This is a genomic window from Acidobacteriota bacterium (assembly GCA_040754075.1).
GTDB lineage: Bacteria > Acidobacteriota > Blastocatellia > UBA7656 > UBA7656 > JBFMDH01.
Genome location: JBFMDH010000024.1, coordinates 35,597 through 50,430, shown reverse-complemented (window position 1 = coordinate 50,430; position 14,834 = coordinate 35,597). Strand labels below are relative to the sequence as shown.

At 45.8% G+C, this 14,834-nt stretch carries 13 protein-coding genes and 1 riboswitch; of the genes, 6 read left to right on the top strand and 7 right to left on the bottom strand.

Going from position 1 to position 14,834, the window contains the following annotated elements:
- Positions 1–92: 92 nt before the first annotated feature.
- Complete coding sequence (locus tag AB1757_22215; protein ID MEW6129771.1) at positions 93–1,289, top strand: hypothetical protein; 1,197 nt, start codon at positions 93–95, stop codon at positions 1,287–1,289.
- A 4-nt stretch (positions 1,290–1,293) separates the two neighbouring features.
- Here AB1757_22215 and AB1757_22210 read toward each other — a convergent pair whose 3' ends face one another.
- The 3 genes from AB1757_22210 to AB1757_22200 form a co-directional block, all read right to left on the bottom strand.
- Positions 1,294–3,486 (bottom strand): tetratricopeptide repeat protein, encoded by a 2,193-nt coding sequence (locus AB1757_22210; GenBank protein MEW6129770.1) that lies wholly within the window; start codon positions 3,484–3,486, stop codon positions 1,294–1,296.
- 113 nt (positions 3,487–3,599) lie between these two features.
- Positions 3,600–3,947 (bottom strand): STAS domain-containing protein, encoded by a 348-nt coding sequence (locus tag AB1757_22205; GenBank protein MEW6129769.1) that lies wholly within the window; start codon positions 3,945–3,947, stop codon positions 3,600–3,602.
- A gap of 15 nt (positions 3,948–3,962) precedes the next feature.
- Positions 3,963–4,391: an ATP-binding protein gene (locus AB1757_22200; GenBank protein MEW6129768.1), complete on the bottom strand. Its 429-nt coding sequence runs from the start codon at positions 4,389–4,391 to the stop codon at positions 3,963–3,965.
- A 76-nt stretch (positions 4,392–4,467) separates the two neighbouring features.
- On the opposite strand from AB1757_22200, the gene aroA reads away from it, so the two are divergent.
- Positions 4,468–5,814 (top strand): 3-phosphoshikimate 1-carboxyvinyltransferase, encoded by a 1,347-nt coding sequence (gene aroA / locus AB1757_22195; protein MEW6129767.1) that lies wholly within the window; start codon positions 4,468–4,470, stop codon positions 5,812–5,814.
- On the opposite strand, the gene AB1757_22190 is transcribed toward aroA, so the two are convergent.
- Positions 5,815–7,197, bottom strand: coding sequence for a rhodanese-like domain-containing protein (locus AB1757_22190; protein MEW6129766.1), 1,383 nt, complete (start codon positions 7,195–7,197; stop codon positions 5,815–5,817).
- A gap of 179 nt (positions 7,198–7,376) precedes the next feature.
- Here AB1757_22190 and AB1757_22185 point away from each other — a divergent pair, with 179 nt between their 5' ends.
- The 3 genes from AB1757_22185 (at position 7,377) to AB1757_22175 (ending at position 9,703) form a co-directional block, all read left to right on the top strand.
- Positions 7,377–7,727 carry a metalloregulator ArsR/SmtB family transcription factor gene (locus AB1757_22185; protein ID MEW6129765.1) on the top strand — a complete coding sequence of 117 codons (351 nt, stop codon included), beginning with the start codon at positions 7,377–7,379 and terminating at the stop codon, positions 7,725–7,727.
- Complete coding sequence (locus tag AB1757_22180) at positions 7,724–8,257, top strand: shikimate kinase (GenBank protein ID MEW6129764.1); 534 nt, start codon at positions 7,724–7,726, stop codon at positions 8,255–8,257. Before AB1757_22185 ends, AB1757_22180 begins: the two co-directional genes overlap by 4 nt.
- 117 nt (positions 8,258–8,374) lie before the next feature.
- A riboswitch (cyclic di-AMP (ydaO/yuaA leader) is annotated at positions 8,375–8,526 on the top strand.
- Between the two features lie 250 nt (positions 8,527–8,776).
- Positions 8,777–9,703 carry a molybdopterin-dependent oxidoreductase gene (locus tag AB1757_22175; protein MEW6129763.1) on the top strand — a complete coding sequence of 309 codons (927 nt, stop codon included), beginning with the start codon at positions 8,777–8,779 and terminating at the stop codon, positions 9,701–9,703.
- 98 nt (positions 9,704–9,801) lie between these two features.
- Here the strand turns inward: AB1757_22175 and AB1757_22170 are convergent, their stop codons facing one another.
- From AB1757_22170 to AB1757_22160, 3 genes are all read right to left on the bottom strand, one after another.
- On the bottom strand, positions 9,802–10,713 hold the full coding sequence (locus tag AB1757_22170; GenBank protein MEW6129762.1) for a hypothetical protein: 912 nt from the start codon (positions 10,711–10,713) through the stop codon (positions 9,802–9,804).
- A 66-nt stretch (positions 10,714–10,779) separates the two neighbouring features.
- Positions 10,780–11,829, bottom strand: a complete 1,050-nt coding sequence (locus AB1757_22165) for a cytochrome c peroxidase (GenBank protein ID MEW6129761.1) — start codon at positions 11,827–11,829, stop codon at positions 10,780–10,782.
- A 90-nt stretch (positions 11,830–11,919) separates the two neighbouring features.
- Positions 11,920–13,548, bottom strand: a complete 1,629-nt coding sequence (locus tag AB1757_22160; protein MEW6129760.1) for an acyl-CoA carboxylase subunit beta — start codon at positions 13,546–13,548, stop codon at positions 11,920–11,922.
- A 319-nt stretch (positions 13,549–13,867) separates the two neighbouring features.
- On the opposite strand from AB1757_22160, the gene AB1757_22155 reads away from it, so the two are divergent.
- Positions 13,868–14,767 carry a VWA domain-containing protein gene (locus tag AB1757_22155; protein MEW6129759.1) on the top strand — a complete coding sequence of 300 codons (900 nt, stop codon included), beginning with the start codon at positions 13,868–13,870 and terminating at the stop codon, positions 14,765–14,767.
- Positions 14,768–14,834: the final 67 nt, after the last annotated feature.

Here is a 14,834-nt window from a genome sequence, read left to right as displayed (position 1 = left end):
AAAGAGAGGCATTTGAGGCGGAAATGAATCTCCAAGTTGCTTGTGGAAAATTGAAGTGGCATCATTTTTGAAATCCAATTTTAGGAAATAAAATGAAAAATAAATCAAAGCAATATACTGTCTGGCTTGCCCTGGGATTATACCTTGTGAGCGTTTTAACGTTGAATTTTGCGGCATTTGCACAAAAAGACAAGAAGGAGGAGAAAGACAAACCGCTGCCGGAAAAATTTGCGGTGAAGAAATTAACGGTTGGGGTTGGATTATATGCCATCGGGTCGATTTCACCGGATAAAAAATACCTGGCATTCATCGCGAAAAAACCGAATTTTCCGCCCAATCTCTATGTCATGGATTTGACTGACTTTTCGGTTCGCGCACCGCTTACCAACATGAAATGGGGCGCAAACGACCCTGCCTGGTCTCCTGACAGTTCGACCATTGCCTTTGCCGGTTTCGGCGATATGGGAAGTTTCGCAGACATTTATACAGTGAAACTGGATACCGGGACGATCAAGCGATTGACCGCCAATAATTTCACCGATAAAGAACCGGTCTTTGCACCGGATGGCAAAAAAATTTTTTATACAACCGATGAAAGCCCGCTCGAAGGCGCGGCTTTTGGCATCTTGCACATCGCTTCGATTGGCTTAACCGGCGGCAAAGGCGAATATTTCACCGATGATGAAGCCTCCACGATTCGGGCAACTATACTCAAAGACGGCAAATCCATTTTTCTGGTTAAAATTGAAGAATCCAGCGGTCGGCATTCGCTCTGGGAGTATGACTTGAAAGGCAAACCGCTTCGCGATTTAACCGAAGACCGTCTCGCTCGCATTCATAAATTTGTGTTTATTCCACAAAAAAATTCCGTAGTGCTTTGGGCACAGAAACAACCGGAACAACAGGACAATCTTTATCTGCTGGATATGGCGACTCTGGAGATAAAAGATTTCCCGGAACCTGATTTGCCGAAATATGCACCGGCGGTTTCTCCTGATGGTAATTTAATCGCTTTTATTGCGCCTTCGGAAAGAGGCGCGCATCTCTTCATGTACGATTCAACTACTCAACAAATCATCCGATTAACCACCAAAGGCTATAACATTCATTCACCGGTTTTTTTAACCAATGAGCAGATTATTTTTGGCGGCGAACGGGAACTGCCCAAACCGCCGATTCAAAAGCAGGTTTCAAAAAATACAGTAACCTTGGAAGACCAGGAGCCGGACAAGGAAATTTACTTGATTAACCTGTCGCAAAAAATTGAAGAAGAAAAAAAGAAAAAGTAGAGAGCTATTGTTTGCTGCGTAACTCTTTGGCTTTTTGATACTCGCGATTGGCTTCGTCGCGCAAACCTTGACTATAAAGCGCGTGACCTAATTTGGTATGCAAGGTGTCATCGTAGGGTTTGAGGTTTACCGCTTTGCGATAATTTTCTGCCGCCTGTTGCCATTTGCTTTGTGAAAAATATTCATCACCAAGCGCAAGAAATATCGCCGCATTTTTGCTTTCAACTTTTGCCGCCTGCTCAAATGCGCCGAGCGCTTCCTCTTTTTTCTGAGCGCGAAAAAGCAAGCCTAAATTGTAATGCGGCGCAAACCAGTTGGCATCCTGCGCAATGGCATTTTGGTAAGCACGTTCGGCTTTCCAATAGTCCAGCCGCCCGGCGTATACCAAACCGAAGGCATTTTCAACGAATGCCGATTTAGGTAATTGCATCAGTGCCCGCTCGGCTTCATCGTAAAATTGCAAAGCGAGGAGGGCTTGCGCGGCGCTCAGTTTTTCAAGCAGCAAAGCCTCGTTAGTTTCAGGTGAAAGCGCGCGGGCTTTGGAAAACATTTGTCCAGCCCGACGAATATCGTCCACACGATCCGACACCGAATCGGTTGTTGAATAGCTGCCAATGATTTCTTTCCCGCCTTTTATTAAGGCTTCAGTCAAACGGAGTTTTAATTTATACACATCAGCCGAAGCATTCGCTTGCGTGCTCAGTTGTTGATAGTAATCCCAGGCGCAATTGCCTTTGGGTTCAAGCAGGCGAGCGGTTTTTATCGCCTCTTCAAATTCAAAAAGCATAGGCGATGGCGGAGCCGCAGTTTCTTTAGAGGTAGCGATAACACTGGGTGCATTTGGCGAGGTTTTTACCGCACTGGGCGTTTCGCTGGTAATGATTGCGGGTTTGGGAACCTTCACCGGTTCCGGTTTAGTGATAACTTTCGGTTCCGAAATTGTAGGTTGTGCAGGCGCTTTATTGGGTTGAGCAGATGATGTTGGAGAATTAGTTGCCACCGATTTAGGCGGCTCAACCTTGGTTGTCGGTGAAACCGGCGGATTGGACTTGGCGATTTGCGCAGGTTGATTCACGGGTGGCGTTGTAGTCTGAGGCTTATTAACCGGTTGTTGCTTGGGTTTTGGCGCTTGAACTTGGGGTGCCTCAATCACTGATGGACGGTTGATTGGTGGTTGTGGTGATTGCTGATTCGTCGTGGAATTAATCTGAGGTGCCGCAGGTGAAGGTTTATTTTCCGGTGCTTTGGTTTCAACTTTTGCTGTTTCCAGTTTCGGAATTTGCGGCTCTTCGGCTTTGGCTACGATTACCGGTTTGTCAGGTTTTGTAACCGCATTGACGGGATTCGACGAAACACTCTTTTCCGGTGAACCTGCAACCTTTGCCCAGGCGATTTCTGAAAACCCATTTCCTAAACGTGTTGGATGCTGTTTATTGGAAGTGTCTTGAGAAATTCTCGAGGCGATGAAATCGAAAAGTTCATCCCCGTTTAAGACGCCATCGCGATTTTTATCCGAAGCCTTATTGATTGCTTCAAGCACATACCGTGTAAAAACGCCGTGTCCTTCCCATCGTTGACCTTCGCGGGAAAACTCGCCGCCTTTATTGGCAAGCAAACTTGAAATACCGGAACGCGACTCGGTTACTTGATCGATTGCCTGAACAAAATTTTTCGACGCATCGCCATATTTCTCGCTATCAAAATAATCCTGTCGCATGGCGTCGGCAATTAGTAATACCCGGCGGGCGCGCACACGTTTACCAATTGCATAGGCGAAATCTTTTAATGAAACAGCCGATGAGTAGGGAACATTGGCATCCGAATCGAAGGTTAAAAAATAGGATTCTCCGTATTCTTTTTCATAAAATCCGTGACCGGAAAAGAAGATGTAAACCGTATCGTTTTCGGTAGTCGAACGCGCCAGCCAGTTACCCACGGCTTCCTTAATCGAGGAAACTGTCGCTTCCTGATTGATAAAGGTGCGAACATTATCACCGCAGATTTTCCGCATGGCTTCAGCGAAAGCCAATGCATCTTTATCGGCAAATTGGATTTGGTATCCGCCGGGAAGTTTTGGATATTTAGAAACCCCAATAACAACTGCCCACGATTTAGATGGAGGGGAAACGGGCTGGGTGGTTTGTGCGTAACCCAAGGGAAGCCACACGAACAGAAGGTTGAGTAGAAAGAATCCCATCCCTATTCGTCTGCTTTTAGATTGACTCATGATGCTACTTACAAAGCAAAAAGGCGCGGCATTCTCGTTCAGGAATCTCGCGCCGTTTTGGGTTCAAAGATGATTGGAAGATTTTATTTAAAGCTGCTTAAAGCGGTGCCTTCATCTTCATGAATTTCAAATACCGTGAGGAGTTTGGTAATCGCCAGAAGGTCTTGAATTTTTTTTGTCAAATTTAAAAGTTTCAACTGTCCACCGGCTTTATTTACGGTTGTATAGGAACTGACCAATTCACCGATGCCTGAACTGTCAACATAAGAAACATCACCAAGGTTCAATAAAATTTTATTTTTGCCGTTATCGAGTAATCCGCGAACCGCTTCGCGCAATTGCACGCTTCCTTCACCGATGGTGATTTTTCCTGATAAATCCAAAACCGTTACATCACCTGCTTCCCGTTGTTTGAGACTCAATTGAGACATTTTCTTATTCTCCTTTTAAGCTGATTGTTGTTGGCGCTTCCATTTTTTTAATCGCACAATGGTTCCCCCTTCGGGGTGCAATGAATGCTCGACTTCGTCCATGAAAGTACGCATATAAAAAATTCCCCGACCACTTGGTTTCAACAAATTATCGACATCCGTTGGGTCTGGCAATTGCGTTGGATCAAACCCCTCGCCTTTATCGCGTATGTAAACCGTCAAGGCATCATCTTCAATGATAAGCTTGACCTCGACCTTTTTCACATCTGAGTGTTTATTGCCATGTGTAATCGCATTGATTACTGCTTCATGAACCGCCAATTCTACCCAGTTTGCATCATCATCTTCAAATCCGATTTTGGCTGCAGCAATTTTTACCTCAGAGCTAACCGTTTCGGCAGATTCCAATTTGCTCGGAAGGGACAGGTCTAAAGTTTCCGTCATCAAGCGTCAGCCTTTCTTAAACCTAAAAACTGAGTAGTCACGAAGCGCGTCATTGTGTAACATAGCGAAAGTTACCATGTCAAGAAACATAAGAATCAGAGGCAATTCAAAGGTTATCGGAACCGTTCAAGTCCCCGGTGATAAATCCATTTCCCATCGTGTGGCAATGTTGGCGTCGATTGCCGAGGGCTGTTCAACCATTCAGGGATTTGCATCGAGCGCCGATTGTCACGCCACCCTCGATTGTATAAAAAAACTGGGAATCGCAGTCGTCGAAAATAATCAAACCATCGAAATTCATGGTCGCGGTCTTCGCGGTTATCAGCCGGCAAAATTACCGGTTGAATTATTTGTCGGCAATTCCGGTTCGACCATCCGAATGTTAAGCGGCATCCTTGCCGGGCAAAATTTTCAATCAATTGTTGACGGGGATGCCAGCATCCGACGAAGACCGATGAAGCGCATCATTGAACCTTTAACCCTGATGGGCGCGACGATTACCGCGACTGAGGGGAATTTTGCTCCCCTGACCATTCACGGAAACCGACTTCGCCCGATTGATTATCACACGCCGGTTGCCAGCGCCCAGGTGAAAACCTGTGTCCTGTTTGCAGGGATATTTGCCGATGGCGAGACCACCGTTTCAGAGCCTGAATTATCGCGCAACCACTCGGAACTCATGCTCAAGGAATTTGGCGCGAAGATTGAAACTTTGCGGGCAACCAATAAAATTTCTATTCAGGGACAAGTCGAACTTCATCCGGTTGCCTATCAGGTTCCCGGTGATGTCTCATCTGCGGCTTTTTTAATTGCGGCGGCTTTGTTGCTCCCTGATTCGCAATTGCTCATAAAAAACATAAATTTAAACCCGACCCGAACTGCATTTCTAAATGTACTGGAAAACCTCGGAGCCACTATTATTCGAGAAAATATTACCCTGCGACATATGGAACCGGTTGGTGATTTGCGCATTTTCTTTTCGGAATTGAAAACTGAAAAAGAAGGAATGGTTTTGTCCGGTGACATCATTCCAAACCTCATTGATGAAATACCCATTCTTGCTGTCATCGCAACACAAATTGCCGGTCGTTTGAAAATCCGCGATGCTCGCGAATTGCGAATTAAGGAAAGCGACCGACTCAAAACTGTAACCGAAGGATTGCGAGCGATGGGCGTTGAAGTCGATGAGTTCGAGGATGGCTTGGCAATCAGCGGCAAACAGACCTTGAAGGCAGCAAAGATTCATTCAGAAGGCGACCATCGAATCGCAATGGCATTTACCATCGCCGGGTTGCTTGCATCCGGTGAAACGGAAATTATCGGTGCAGATTGTGCAGCGGTTTCGTTCCCTGAATTTTATGAATTACTCACGGAACTCTGCGGTGAAGGAACGATCATTGAAAACCCTCGTAATGAAAAATGACTAATTTTCGATTGGCAACCCGGCATTAATCCAGGCGCTGGTTCCACCAACTATATTGCAGAGATTTTGAAAACCCCGGCGCTCTAAAATACTGGTTGCCGCACTCGAACGATAACCGCCCGCACAAATCACCAGTGTAGGTTCAAGCGAATCCACCGAAAGATTTGCCTTTGCAATCGACGCGAGCGGGATATTGATTGCGCCGGGCGCGTGCCCGTTCTTAAATTCACCCGTGCGTCTTACATCAATTAATTGGAGATGTTTATTTTCATTGAGCCGTTGTTGAAGTTCTTCAACACTGATTTGTGCAATGGTTGCCAGCGGCAAGCCGGCATCGCTCCAGGATTTAATACCACCGTCGAGATAACCTTTTACGTTTTCAATGCCGACACGCGCTAAACGCATTTGCGCTTCATTCACGCCTTCCTGGCTTTCCGAGACGATGATGATTGGCTCGTTTAAATTCAACAAACATCCAGACCACGAGGCAAATTGTCCGCCAAGCGCGATATTAATTGAATCTTTGATGTGTCCGGCTCCATAAGCGGCAGCATTTCTAACATCCAGAATGGTGGCTCCGTGTTGGAATAACGCAATAATTTCCTTGGGCGAAAGCGCCGGAAGCTCTGGTAAATCCTTGAGTGAACCTGCACCCTGTCGGTTCAATTCGGCATCAACCGGAAAATAGGCAGGCGCTTCGGGAAGGTCTGTGGTCATTAATTTAATGAATGATTCTCTACTCATCGGTTGCAGCGCGTAATTAAATCTCCGTTGGTTGCCGAGGGTTGAAAAGGTATCACTTGAAATATTTCTACCGCACATCGAACCCGCGCCATGTGCCGGGTAGACCTCAACCTGGTCATCAAGGGTTAATATTTTATTATGCAGGCTATCGTAAAGCATTCCCGCCATGACTTCAGCGGTATAGCCTTTTGCGCCAACCAGGTCGGGTCGTCCGACATCACCGATAAACAGGGTGTCGCCGGTAAACAGCCTTTTCGGAGTTTCACTACCGGTTGCATCAATGGCGAGAATCGAAATACTTTCAGGGGTATGTCCCGGAGTCTCTAAAATCTTCAAGGTTATATTGCCAACCGGTAATTCATCGCCATCCCGAACCGCAAGATGCGGAAAGTTCGCCCTGGCTTTTTCTCCGAAAACGATTTGCGCGCCGGTTTTTTCAGCCAACTCTCGATGACCGCTGACGAAATCGGCGTGCAGATGGGTTTCGATAATGTACTTGATTTTCAAGCCTGCTTGGCTGGCTTCGGATAGGTATTGTTCGATGTCGCGTTGCGGGTCAATGACAGCGGCATCCCCCTGGGAGCCAATTAAGTAAGAAGCATGAGCCAAACAGCCCAGATAGAATTGTTTGAAAGACATACCCCCTCCAAATTGCAGAATTTTTTCTACAATCTTTCCGATGAAAGGGAAAACTACTATTTATTCAGAGCAATGGCAACCCAACTGAGTCGGATGTTGCTGCCAATATTAAAAATTTATCCAGTTGTTTACATATATAACTATGTGGTAATTTAGTGTTGCGGTTTTAAGGAGGAAGCATGGGAAAAAAACAGCGAAAAGAATTGACTGATGAGGCGCTTGAACTTATCGCCGTTCGATTTCGGGCATTATCTGAACCGATGCGGTTGAAAATTTTAAATGCCCTTGGAGAGGGTGAGATGAGCGTTACGGAAATCGTTGATGCCACGGGCAGCGGGCAAGCAAATGTCTCGAAACATTTAGGCATTTTACTTAACGAAGGAATCGTCACCCGACGCAAAGAGGGTTTGAATACCTTTTATAAAGTCGCGGACGAAGGGATTTTTACTCTATGCGAGACCGTCTGTTCAAGTATCGATAACCACCTTGCCGCAAAACATGGGGCGGTCAGAGGTTTTTCAAACCGATGAATGATGTGTGTAAAAATTCATTGAAAACCAACGGGCATATTTTTCTGGTCGGATTTATGGGCGCTGGCAAAACCACCATCGGTCGGGCGCTGGCTGAAAACCTGAACCGGCAGTTTTTTGACCTTGATGATTTAATTGTCAAGCGAGTTGAAAAAAGTATCCCGGATATTTTTCGCGAATCGGGTGAAGCGTTTTTTCGAGAACTTGAAAGTCAAACTTTGAGTGATTGTAAACAATTGTGTGAGGCGGTGATTGCCCTTGGTGGAGGGGCATTTGTGAACGAGAAAAATCAGCAGTTGACCAGAGGAATGGGCGTTTCGATTTGGTTGGACTGCCCGATTGCCACGATACTTACACGGATTGAATTTGACGGGTCAAGGCCGCTTGCTCGCAATAAAACCTTGGTTCAAGAGTTGTTTAACCAGCGAAGCAGCGCTTATGCCCAAGCTGATTTGCGGATTTTTGCCGGTGAGCAAACCATTGACCAAATCGTTGAGGAAATAATTAAACTGCTACGAAATCGCCGGTAATTCAGCCATTTATTCACTTTCCGAAAGCCCAAGGGTACAAGCCCATAATAATCCCACTCATCAAGATGAATTACCGGTTGACAGCGTTCAAGATAAAAATTTACCATTCACTCGTTGACAATTTATCTGCCGAAGTCGTTCACACGCTGTGAACGACACGGGGGAACCAACGCTCTTGTTTAAGAGCATGGGGCGCATCGCAGATTTTGCGTAGGGTACTTCCAGCCCAAGCCCGTCAGCTAACCTCGTAGGCTAAAAGGAAGGGAACCGATTCATCAATCCGCTATACAAAAATTTCGATTGATAATTGGTTGGGAATAGAGAATCTTCGATTGGTTACGAAGCCAATTCCTCTAAAGTAACTTTCCCGCATAACTCCCTTCTAAAATTTATTGGAATTCTAAAGATACGGCGTCCGTGTCGGTGAATTTCATTTACTCGAAACCAGGGATAAATCGGTTTTATCCAATTCTCGACAGGTCTATTTCCCTAATTGGGATTAGATGGAACGGAGGGTTTATGTTCAGTGCCAAAATGCAAAAGGATTATTCAAGTCAATCAATTTCATTTGAAGCCACCGCGCTTGACGCCGCGCCGGATGCAAATATTTTCCCAGGCGAGCATTCATTTCAATCAATCCCCGGATTCAACAGCGAAAGTTACCGGTTGACCGTTGATGGCTTGGTCATAAAAAGATTGAGTCTGACGCTTGATGATATTCATGAGGATTTTCCCAAAGTAAATTTAATGGCACCGTTTTGCCGTGATGGAGTGACCAAGAATAATCAACTAGCCAAATGGGGAGGCATACGTTTGCGTCACTTATTATTAGCCACAGGGATTAAACCAGAGGCGACTCACGTGGTGTTTTTAGGTGGAAATGAAGGTTTGGCTAACCCCAAAGTCATGACCTCAGCAGGGGCAATCCCGATTAAAAAAGCGCTTCATCCTGAAGTATTGCTGGCTTACGAAATGAATGGCGAACCGCTCACCAGGATGGATGGCTATCCATTGCGGGTGATTATTCCAAACGACTTTGAAACCAGCGCGATTAAATGGATAAACGAAATTCAACTGCTCACCAAAGTTGAACAGGGCGTGACGCATTCGGTGGCGCATTCAGACCCCGATAATGAAGTAAGGGTAATTATTTCCCGACCGCGAAATGGCGATATGGTTTTTGATGATGTGGTGGTGGTTGAAGGATATGCGATTGCCAGCAACGGCAAATTGATTCGTCGGGTTGAAGTCACAAGCGATAGTGGAAAATCCTGGAAACCCGCTAAAGTACACAAAAATTATAACCCCTGGGTTTGGAGTTATTGGGATGCTCATTTAAAACTCAGCCCTGGAACTCATAAGCTCATCGTGAGAGCTTTTGATGAAGAGGGGAACCAAACAACTACCTACCCAAGCATTAAACTCAAAGTAGCAGATGAAGATTAGCGATTGGGGCGTTATTGATTGACCGAATGAACTCAAAAGGGAATCGGGCAATGTGAACTCATGATGGCATTGCCCGATTCAATATTCAGAATCCCGAATTAATTTTCCGCTTTTGAGGGTCTTTCACTTTCGGCAAGGATTTTAAATGTCCTTTCAACCTGATTGAAATCCTGATTACCGACTTTGAATGGCACGTGTTTGTTATCTTTATCGACCAAATCCATTACGATGGTGAACTCCCCCGGCGATAACTCTTCCCACTTAATCCATTTTGCATCCCAGCGACTGATTAATTGGGGTTTGCCATTGTTGATTGAATAGCGAACCTTAAAGTCGCTCTGACCAATTCTTGCATTGCTGACATAAAAATCAATCATCACGCCGCGCGGATCGCCTTGCCAGCGATATTCACCCGCAGGTTTTGAATAGGTCAGAAGCGGTTTGGTTAAATCTACGGTCTCACGAGTTTGGTTTTTAACGTAAAAAGTTGAGATGGCAAAACAGGAACCGTCCTCCTTTTTAATTGATTCGTGCCATTCTCTTGCCGGAAAAGCCCGTAAGATATGCAACCCTTCTTTTAGATTATCGAATTTTCCATCGGCTGCTTTAAACGGTTCGTTGAGATTGTAATTTGAATAATACGGTTCATTGTCCAGCACCACATGAATACTTTGTCCGCGATTTCGTTGAACATCTTTATAAATCGGATAATCGGTGATTGAAAAAGTCGGAGCGATTGCATTTCCGGCTATTACTTCACCGGCTTTCGGCGCGGTGATTTGTAATTTTACTTCCGCGTCATCCCCGATGGTATAAAAACCGGGCGCGGCGCTTCCCATCGGTTTTGCATTGGCAGGCGTTTCATCCGGTGCATAAGTTCGGGTGTTGGCGTTTTTGGATGATGGAGTATTGGCATTATTTGCAGGTTTCGAGTCGGAACAACTGATTAGCCAAAATGTTGCCAGAATGGAAAAAGCGAAAAACCATAACCGTGTATTTTGAGTTTTCATGAAGCGTACCTCGAAGGAAGGAATGGGTAATGGGTTAATCAATTTTTAACCCATTACCGCTGAAAATTATTTTTGGGGAAGCGCGGGTTTGATAATTTTACAATCTTCAACCGATAAAGACTTCAAAAAGGCAATCAAATCAGCCCTTTGTTCTTTGGTGATTTCATTCTTTTTCAAATTTTTATCCTTATACTGATTATCCTTTCCACCGCCGACCATGAAATCAACCGCTTCTTCCAAGGTCGCGATGCTGCCGTCATGAAAATATGGGGCAGATTTTGCCACATCGCGAAGCATCGGGGTTTTGAATGCCCCGGTGTCTTCGGGATTTTGGGTTTGTTTGAAACGCCCGACATCCGGTTCCGGCTTATCCATTCCGATACCGACATTATGATAACGCTGGTCGGTAAGCAAAACACCGTCGTGACAGTCATTGCATTTCAAATCCTGAAACACTTGCCAACCGCGCTTGGCTTCATCGCTCATTGCTGATTCATTCCCGGCGCGGAATTTATCCCATGCCGTATCATTGGCAATGATCGTTCGTTCATAAGCAGCAATCGCCATCATGATATTTTCGGCGGTGGCGTCGGAATTAAAAACCTTTTTAAATTGCGCTCGATACCCGGCGAGGGCATTTATCTTTGCGACGATCTCCTGTTCTTTGCCTTCCGCGCCCATGTTTTTAGCTTTCCATGCCGCCATTGCCTGCTTTTCAAGCGAGATACTTCGTCCATCCCAATAATATTCTTTGTGATAACCGATATTCCAAAGAGTTGGGCTACTACGTGCCAAAGTTTGATTGTTTACCCCGACGGCTTTCGGTAATCCGTCGGTCAAGCCTTTCTCACACACATGACAGGAATAACAGGAGCGAGAACCGTCAACGCTCAACCGTTCATCAAAAAACAATTGTCGCCCCAGGGCTACTTTTTCAGGAGTCATCGGATTATCACCGGGAATTTCCATTGCCGCGTAGGCATCCCAGGGTTTGGGAAGCGGCTGGATTTCCGGCTTGTACCCACCATCGTCAACCCGATTGCACCCGCTCATCATAAATCCGGCAAATAAAATGAAGAAGGTAAAGCAAAACACTTTAATTGCTCTGGTATGCATTTTCTACTCTCCTCTTAGTTGATTAGATTTGCTCTTCGTCAAGCTTCGATTTCCGCTCATCGAAACATAATCGGCTGTTTACACCCGCACTCAATTTTGGGGTAAAACGAAAACGCCGAGATGCGGGCCGGGATTGTTCAAAGTGGCTCTGAGAGCCAGTTCCAGGACGTTGCGTAATTCTTCAGGGGTCACAATGGCATCAACGAATCCGCGAGCCGCAGCATACCTGGCATCCAGTTCGAGTTCGTATTTGGCGCGTACCCGTTCCATTTCGGCTTTCATCTCAACGCTTGGTTCCTTACCGGCTTTTTGTAATTTTTCGAGTTCGGCGCTAAATAGTGCCATCACCGCCGAATCACCTTCCATGACGCCCATTCGACCGGTTGGCAAAGTGAAAATGAAATCGGGGTCAAACCCTTGTCCTGCCATTGCGTAATATCCGGCTCCCGATGCGTGATTGATGGTCAACACGATTTTCGGCACATTGGTGGTCGCCATCGCTTCGACAAACTGCGCACCGGCGCGAATGATTCCCGAATACTCGGCATCGGTGCCGACCATAAACCCGGATACGTCTTGCAAAAATAAAAGCGGGGTCTCATGGCGATTGCAATTTTCGATAAAGTAAGCGACTTTTTCGGCTGAATCTTTATAGATAATACCGCCGAATTTCGGCGGTTTGCCTTTCGCCCCGCGAATCAATCCCCGATTATTGACTATCACGCCAACCGGAATGCCGCAAATCCGCCCAAACCCGCAAATCATCTCTTTGGCATATTCAGCCTGAAATTCATCAATCTCGCCGTCATCAAGAATGCAGGCAAGCAAGTCATACATATTATAGGGATGGCGATGGTCTGCCGGGATGATGTCGTAAATCTCGGATAATGGTTTTTGGGGTTCGTGACTTTCAGCGATGGTTACATGCGGAGCCGGTTTTGCTGGCAGTTCCAATATCAGTTTGCGAAGTTTCGCAATACACGCTTCGTCATTTTTAACCAGATAATGCGCTACGCCGGAAATTTCATTATGAACGCGCGCTCCACCGAGCGATTCGGCATCAATGGTTTGACCGACTGCGCCCTTTACCAGGTTTGGTCCGCCCAGTCCCATAAAAGAGGTTCCTTCAACCATGATAATGACATCCGATAGTGCCGGAAGATATGCGCCACCGGCTACACATTGCCCCATTACCGCAGCCAGTTGCGGGACTTTTAAATGTCGTCGCATTACCGAGTTATAAAAAAAGATTCGACCGCCTCCGTATTGCCCCGGAAATACGCCGCTTTGATACGGCAAATTGACCCCGGCAGAATCAACCAGATAAATAATCGGAATCCGGCAACGCATAGCAGCTTCCTGCATCCGCAAAACTTTGCGCACGGTTTCGGGCCACCAGGAACCGGCTTTCACGGTTCCGTCATTGGCGACGACGATGACTTCACGTCCATGAATTGTCCCAAGCCCGGTGATCACGCCTGCCGCCGGAGCCTGACCATCGTATTGGTCATAAGCGATTAATAGTCCGGTTTCGAGAAAAAAGGTATCCTCATCAAGCAGCAGACGTATTCGCTCGCGGGCAGTTAATTTTCCGCGTTTATGTTCTCTCGCGATGCGGTCGGCACCACCGCCCATTTTCAATTGATCTTCAAGGGTTTTCAGGTCATTGACTAAGGCTTCAAAATGTTGCCGATTAGTGATTGTGGTTTGATTTTCCATAGAGAAATTATCGTAATGAAGATGCAGTGGAAGGATATATTCTTGAATAGTGGATTGTCCATCGCGCGATTGCCCGGCGCGAATATTAAATTTTCAAATATGCTTCAGTGCAGGTTGCAAGAGTTTTTGAACGATGAATTGAGTGATAGATGGTCGTAAAGATTAAACGGAAGTTCACGCCGATAGTTTAAAATTGAATAACCGGAAATTCATCGAAATAAAACCGGGAATTGAAAAATTCCATTGCATAAGAGGGAATTTGACTGAAATAATTCCACTGGCTCGTGCAATTTTTTTTAATTCATTCGGGAGTCAATTCGTGCGGTCAATCAAATTTATTTTTATTATTCTGCTGGTATTTATTTCGGTCAATTCGTTGCAGGCTGTAGGGCAATCAGGGAAGAGCGGTTCGGCTGGACGCCGCAACGTGACCTTAAACGTCATCGTTCATTGTCCTGAAGGAAAAGCCATATCCAAGGATGATTTTGAATTGTATGACCAGGCGGTTCAACAGGAGGTTGAAACCTTTTATAAAGTGGATGCCGGCTCGCGAATCGTCCTGATGATTGATAGTAGCGGTGATTTACGGGTTGAATCGGAAATATTACAAAAGGCGGTCGGTTCGCTGATTAATGAATTATACGAGGATGACCAGATGATGATTGTCGGCTATAACGAGAATGCCGAAATCATCGAAGACATGACTCCTGATCTGAAAAAATTGCAAACCAGTGCCACTAAAATTATCCGCAAGGGTTTCCCGAATTTGTTCGATGCTTTGGTTGCGGTCACGGACGCATTGGAGCAGCAGGCAAAAACCGGTATTGAAAAACGCGCTATCATCCTGATTACCGATGGCTATGATAGCGAGAGTAAAACCAAATTCGATGTCGCGCTGAAAACCTTGCAGGAAGCCAACATACTTCTATATGCGCTCAAGGTTGCAGACCGCACACGCGGCGCGCTTTTACGCGATAAGCCCAAACCCCCCGTCGTGCTGGAAAAATTAACCGGCGGCACCGGCGGTTCGATTTATCCGATTAATAAAAATGAAGAAGCGGCAAAGGTGATTTCTGAGGACTTGCGGAAAAATTGGTACAGACTGACCTATAGCCCCGTGGGCGTCAACTCTCTCAATGACCGCAAACTGTTAATCATGACCCATGATAAAAATGTGCAACTTAAAATCAAAGATTCGCACCCGGGCAAGTATAAATAATTTGCCTTTAGCGAAAACCATCCGGCTTTTATAAATTGTGGGTGGTGAATAACCTCAAGGAAAAACT